A 6,367-nucleotide genomic window follows, 5' to 3' on the forward strand; every position below is an offset into this window, starting at 1 on the left:
CTCCGCCCCTGATATCTCCTCGCCGACCTGGCGCGCCGGCACAGGAACGCGCCGCCACCCCTCCCCCGGCGCCACGTTGAACACCTGCAATTCCCCTGGGAACAGAAGTAGTTGTGGCCAAGCACCCCTGAGCCAAGCGGTATGTGCCCTAGCATCCGGCCATGCGCTACAGGTCTGCAATGACACTCGCCATGCTCGCCGCGCTGGCCGCTGTATCAGGTTGTGCCTCTGATGACACACCGGATCACAACAGCCTAGGCTCCACACGGCCCTCGTCCTCAGCGGCCGCGAGCGCGTCGGGGCGCGCGAATGGCTGGACCGTCCACCGCATGCGCAGCGCTCGGCCCTTCCGTCATCAGCCGGGCGTCTCGCACACCCCTCCGCCGACCGCGTCCAACGCCCGGGTGGGCGCGGTGTTCAGCCACGACGGCAGCGGTGACCACTTCTGCACCGGGAGTGTCGTGGACAGTCCCGGCAAGTCCGTGGTGATCACTGCGGCACACTGCCTCCACGCGGGGAAGGGCGGCGGCTACAAGACGGACCTGGCATTCGTCCCCGGCTACCGTGACGGCCAGACGCCCAACGGGATTTGGACGGTCGGGAAGATGGTCGTCGACGATCACTGGATGCAGTCGTCCGACCCGGACTATGACGTGGGGTTCGTCGTCACCGACAAGCTCAACGGCAAGCGGATCGCCGAGGTGCTGGGCGCCAACCGCTTCGGCTACAACGCCGGCTACGGCAACCGGGTGCAGATCACGGGCTATCCGGACAGTGGGCAGGACCCCATCTCGTGTGCCAACAAGACGGTGCAGTTCCAGCCGGACCAGATGAAAGTGGACTGCACCGGCTACAGCAGCGGGACCAGCGGGAGCCCCTGGCTCGCCCACTTCGACAGCAATACCCACACCGGCCAGGTCATCGGTGTCATCGGTGGCTACCAGACCGGCGGCGACACCGATGACACCTCCTACAGCCCCTACTTCAACGACGCCATCAAGTCCCTGTACGACAAGGCTGTCAGCCAGGAGAGCTAGCGTCCGCACACCACTTGCCAGCCCCTTCCACGGCAGCGGGACCGCCAGGCCCAGCATCTCCGTCCCAGGCGCCATGAAGGAGCAGCCGCCCGGCAGTAACCCGGGCGGAGGCTCCTGAGGCGACATCTTGGCCTCGGGAGCCTCCACCCGTCGCCACACGGTGCAGCAGGGGCAACGACGGCCGTTCGCGACCGCACCTCGCGCCCGACGGAACTATCAGTTCCCGGTAGCCAGTTGGGCGATCCTGACGATGACCAGGACGACCGCCACGACCAGGTAGCCACGCAGGGTGATCAGGCCTGCCTTGCGCAGCGGTGAGAACTTCGGGCGTTGGAGGGTGGACAGGTCAGGCGTGCGCCAGAGCATCCGATCGGTCTCCATCAAGACCCGGAAGCGTTCGAGCGGCGTGGTGACGACCATCCCGCCTCGCTCCGCCGCGCGGAGCCGTGCGGCAGCTTCTGCTGCGGCGATTCGGGAGGCCTGGCGTGAGCGCAGGGCGACGAGGGTTCCGCCGACGAGGCCGAGGGCAGTCCCGGCGGCGAAGCCGGTCTCCAGTTGCGTGGTGGTCAGGCCGGGGAAGAACGTGGCCGCGGTCAGCGCCAGCGACAGCAGTACCAGGCACCAGACGATGACACCCGCGACGACGTTCTGCCGGACGCTGTTCACCCAGGGGCCCAGCACGGGGCGGTCGTTGCAGAGCAGGACCAGGAAGACGGTCGCCGAGGGGAGCAGCACCCCTGCCAGGGCCTGTACTCCCTGGGTGATCAGGCCCTGGATGTGGTCGTCGGAGACGAGGGTGATGGTGGCGGCGATGCCGATCAGGAATGCGTAGCCGATATAGAACAGCGGTGCCTCGGAGATCTTCCAGTGCAGTGAGTGCCGCCTTTTGAAGGTGTCTCCGAGGGAGTAGGTGGTGGCAAGTCCCACGGCGTTGGCGCCGATGAGGGCGGCGTCCAGCAGCACGGTCGCGAACAGGGCGCCCAGCGCCGGTCCGCCGTGCTTGCGCAGCCCGTCCGCCACCCCCGCGGCATCACTGAACTGCCCCGCCAGATCGGTGCCGTGGAACACGAAAGCCGATGTCGCCATGATCGCCACTGCTCCGGCCATGACGACGGCGATGCCGATCCACAGGTCGGCGCGCTCGTAGCGGATCCAGCGCGGGGTGATCCGTTTGTCGACCACGTTGGACTGCTGGAAGAACAGCTGCCAGGGGGCCACCGTGGTGCCGACGATGGCGACGATGACCAGCAGGAGTGTCGAGTCGAGCCCGCCCGGGAACTGCGGGATGAGCCCCTGCGCGGTCGTGCCGGCCTTGGGGTGGGCCATGAGCGCCATGGGGAACATCACCACGTTCACCGCGATGAGGAGGAAGAGGAACCTCTCCCAGCGCCGGAAGGACCCGCCGGCCACCACGGCGAACAGCAGCACCGCGGCCAGCGGCACCGCAACGTAGTTCGGTATCCCGAAGTAGCCGAGCGCCTGTGAGACTCCGATGAACTCCGTCACGATCGTCAGCGCGTTGACCAGGAACAGATCGCCGACACTGAACGAGCCCCAGAACTTCCCGAACCGCTCGAAGATCAGCCGCGCGTGCCCGACCCCGGAGACCGCACCCAGCCGGACCACCATCTCCTGGTTGACATAGAGCACCGGAATCAGCAGCACCAGCGTCCACATCAGCTTCATGCCGTAGTTCTGGCCGGCCTGGGCGTACGTCGCCACGCCGCCCGCGTCGTTGTCACCGACCATCACGATCAGCCCCGGCCCCATGATCACCAGCAGGGTCCGCAGCCGTTGCCCCCAGGAGCCCCGCCGGCCGGTGTCGTGCCGGCCGATCGTGCCCAGCGCACCGACGATGTCCCCGGTGTGGGCACTGTCCAGGACAGCCGTGTTGCCCGGGGCAGCACTCTGCTCCCTTCCAGGATCCGGCCCGGGGTCCGGACGCACGGTGCCGTAGTACATGTCACTACCTCCCAGAACTGCGAACGGGCGCACTCGGGCAGACCCGTATGAAGACGTGGCGAAATGCCGCCGTATGAAGGCAGGCGAAATGCGCGTGACGACACGGCGGACGACAGCCGGACCGGAGCACGGATAGACCGATGCCTATCGGAATGCCGAATTCACGCCATGTGCACGTGCGTTACACGCAATAAGCGGGCTCAGAAGAGCACCGTGGTGCGCCCGGAACGAGAGCGACACCACCTATCACCGTCAGGACTCACCCTGACCACCCCCAATCCAGCACCCGCCGACCACCCCGGAGCACGGGGAAGCCGGCCTTCCCTGGACGGCACCCTCCACGTAAGAGCTTCGGCACTGCACGGCGTATCCCCACCCGACGGGCGGGAAGCCACTTGGGGTCACCCCTTAAGCCGAGGAGACCTGTCCTGATCCTGGGCGTCTCTCGACGTCGTCGGGTCAGTGGCCTATATCCGCACAGACGCCTCACCGAACGAGGTGCCTTATTTCAGCCACTGCGGACGCTACCTCACTCGCGCCGACGCGCAAGTGAACGCGCTCCCAAGAACTCACCATGAAATTAGAGAAGTTGTGGATTCCCTGTGATCGGGCAACGGCTAGCCGCCTGCAGCGTGACGGGACGACGTCCATGGCCGCGCGTGTCCGACAGCGGTGGCCGAGAGAAAACACCTCAGCTCCGCTGCCCATCTCATAGCCCGGCGCAGCCCATTGAGCCGCGGCATGAGAGTGCCGCACCGCCCGGGGCGGTGCATCGGAACCGAGAAAGGCAGGATCGTTTCAGCCGCGCTCAGGCCCTTCCGCACGCCGATCGGAGCCAGATTCCTGTGCCACGCCGAGGACCGGCCCGTACCACAACTGCCTGCCCCGGCCAACGGATTGCACCCCACGAAGAGCGCATCCTTTACGCCACACGGCGCGAAACGAATTCCACGCAACCGTGCGATGCAGTTGTTCGATTGCGGGAACGGTGATGGCCCCGCAAGCATCGTGGGCCTGCCGGCATCCCGGTACTCCCGGAGATACGGCTGATGCGCACAGGCCTCTTCTCCCGCCGTACGGCCTCGTCGTCACCGTTGTTCTGGCCGTGGGGATCTCGGGAGTTCCAGCCGGCTTCGTTCCACCTCCGGCACAATCTCATCCGAGAGGAAAACATCATGCGTTCATCCCTGCGTATGGCTGCGATAGTCCCGTTGGCAGCCTCCGGGCTCCTGGTGGGATTCACCGCACCGGCCAACGCCCAGACGCCCGCCGCCACCACCGTCAACAGCTCCGCCGCACTCAACAGCGACGGAACGATCACGGTGACCGGGACCTACACCTGCGCCCTGGCGCCCGCCTCCAACTCCTCCCCGACCGTGGCCGTCCAGGCCTCCGACGGCAAGAACGTCTCCGGCCAGGCCTCACAGTCCGAAAACGCCTCCACCTGCCCCGGAACCTCCCAGCCGTACAGCATCAACATCGCGCCGACCGGCGGAAGCTGGACCAACGGCGACCGCATCCAGGTCACGGTGAACTTCACCAACCAGGGATCCTCCGAGACCGAACAGGCCACCGCCACGGCCACCGTCTGCACGCCGGGAGCGCCCGGGCAGGGCCACGGGCGCCCGGGGCGGCACGAGCACCGGGGCCACGCGCCGCACGGTCACGGCCACGGCCATCGGGGCCAGCCGTCGCACGGGCATGGGAACCACGCACCCCACGGGCACGAGGGTCACACGTCGCACGGACACCGGCGGTAGTACCCACGCCATGCCCTGGCAGGTACACCGCCTGCACCACGCATAAGTAGGGACCTCTTCACCTAAGTGTGGCCCGCCCCCACTCGATCTGAGGGCGGGCCACACCCTGCCAAAGTACCGCCGACAGCACACCCCCGGCACCCGACCGGACACGTTTCAGCCCGACGAGGGCACGGTCAACCACCCTCGCATCGGGGCAGCTTCGGAGCAGACGATCCTCGGCAGCCGCGTGGACGTCCCGAACGCCGACCGAGAAGCCCGCACCCTGCGGCGTACACCGCTGCCATCGGCGGCATGCCAGCGTGAGGCTTCGGGCCGGTGCCCGTTGTGACTGCGGCTGTTTTCGCGTGCTAACGCCGAGGAACGACGGGGTGACCCTGGAGTCTACGGACCCGGTGCCGCTGTTCTCGTCCTGGCTCAAGGTCGCGGTCGACACCTGAGAGGCAGTGGTCACGGTGGTGCCGCCCGGCACCTGGGACGACGACCTGCCCGGCTATGCCGACTGCCGCAGTGCCTTGGAGGACTTCACCGGCCCCCACACCATGTTGGGGGCTGCCCGAGCAGCGGACACGTGCCGTGGGGCGCGGCCCGCATCGAGTTCGACCGGCCGTAGCCCGCCTGCCGGTCGCCGGTCCAGGTATATGACGGGGCCCGAACCGGTTTCCCGGCACCGCACCTCGCCTGGTCCCGCACCCTCGCCGTCGCCCTACCAGCGAGGAACCCGGCATGACCGCCTCCCGTCGGGGGACCAGGAGGGGAAGGCACAAACGGGTAACCCCTCGCCCGTTCCCCGCAGTTCCACGCCGCCTCCCCACACGCACGGCCGGCGGCCCGCCGGCAGAGGACTCCCCGGCCTGACGCCGTCACCCTCTTCGGCGTGATCCTGGCACATGCCCATGCAGCGTGATACCCGAGCAGCAAAGCGGTCCGTCCGCGCTCCCCTCCTTGGGATGACACGCGGACGGACCTGAAGGGGGACGGTCACCCAGCTGCGGTGCCCCGTCCTGGTGGGACCGCCTCACCTGGCCAACGGGCGTCCACGGGGCACCACCCCCGTATGCGCAACGCCGTCATGCCGCCGGGCAGACCGGGTGAGGCGGCCCCGGTCATGAGGGCATTACTTCCAGCAGTGGTGCTTGTTGTCCCACTTCTGCATGTGCCCGTGGTGGGAACGCGTCCAGCAGTGGTGCTTCTCATCCCACTGCGCGTTGCTGCGGGACTCGGAGTCGTAGCGCGTCCAGCAGTGGTGCCTGGCGTCCCACTTGTCCTTCCGCTTGTCGACACCCTGGTCCCAGGCCGAGTGCCTGGGATCCTGCTTGACGTGGTGAACCGCGTGGTGGCCCGGGTGCTCGCCGGCCGGGGCGGCGAACGCCTGGCCGCCGGCCATCGCAGCAGCACCGGAGAGCAGAACCGCCGACGCGGCCACAGTGGCGAAACGGCGCATCATCGCTTGTGACATGACACTCCTCCTTGTGTGAGGCACTCCGGAACACAGGACCCCCGGAAGCACCGATCAGTACGCGGAGGATCCTTGCGCCCAGCCACCACACGCTGAAAGGGAAACCGTGCCAAGTCCCCCCGCAGAAGGATCAGTCAGTACGCTTGTAT

The 6,367-nt window shown here is 67.6% G+C and carries 4 protein-coding genes and 1 riboswitch; of the genes, 2 read left to right on the plus strand and 2 right to left on the minus strand.

The window, feature by feature from the left end:
* Nucleotides 1-329: 329 nt before the first annotated feature.
* Entirely contained in the window at nt 330-1,037 is a 708-nt protein-coding gene (locus ACLHRZ_RS19045) for a trypsin-like serine peptidase (protein WP_490419665.1), read from the plus strand.
* A 216-nt stretch (nt 1,038-1,253) separates the two neighbouring features.
* Here ACLHRZ_RS19045 and ACLHRZ_RS19050 read toward each other — a convergent pair whose 3' ends face one another.
* The gene (locus tag ACLHRZ_RS19050) at nt 1,254-2,999 is read right to left on the minus strand and encodes an NRAMP family divalent metal transporter (RefSeq protein WP_490419666.1); all 1,746 of its coding nucleotides are present in this window, start codon (nt 2,997-2,999) and stop codon (nt 1,254-1,256) included.
* A 328-nt stretch (nt 3,000-3,327) separates the two neighbouring features.
* A riboswitch (M-box (ykoK) riboswitch) is annotated at nt 3,328-3,504 on the minus strand.
* A gap of 688 nt (nt 3,505-4,192) precedes the next feature.
* On the opposite strand from ACLHRZ_RS19050, the gene ACLHRZ_RS19055 reads away from it, so the two are divergent.
* On the plus strand, nt 4,193-4,759 hold the full coding sequence (locus ACLHRZ_RS19055) for a hypothetical protein (protein WP_490419667.1): 567 nt from the start codon (nt 4,193-4,195) through the stop codon (nt 4,757-4,759).
* A gap of 1,117 nt (nt 4,760-5,876) precedes the next feature.
* Here ACLHRZ_RS19055 and ACLHRZ_RS19060 read toward each other — a convergent pair.
* Nucleotides 5,877-6,218, minus strand: coding sequence for a hypothetical protein (locus ACLHRZ_RS19060; RefSeq protein WP_490419668.1), 342 nt, complete (start codon nt 6,216-6,218; stop codon nt 5,877-5,879).
* Between the last annotated feature and the right edge of the window lie 149 nt (nt 6,219-6,367).

The organism is Streptomyces sp. AM25 (assembly GCF_058146165.1).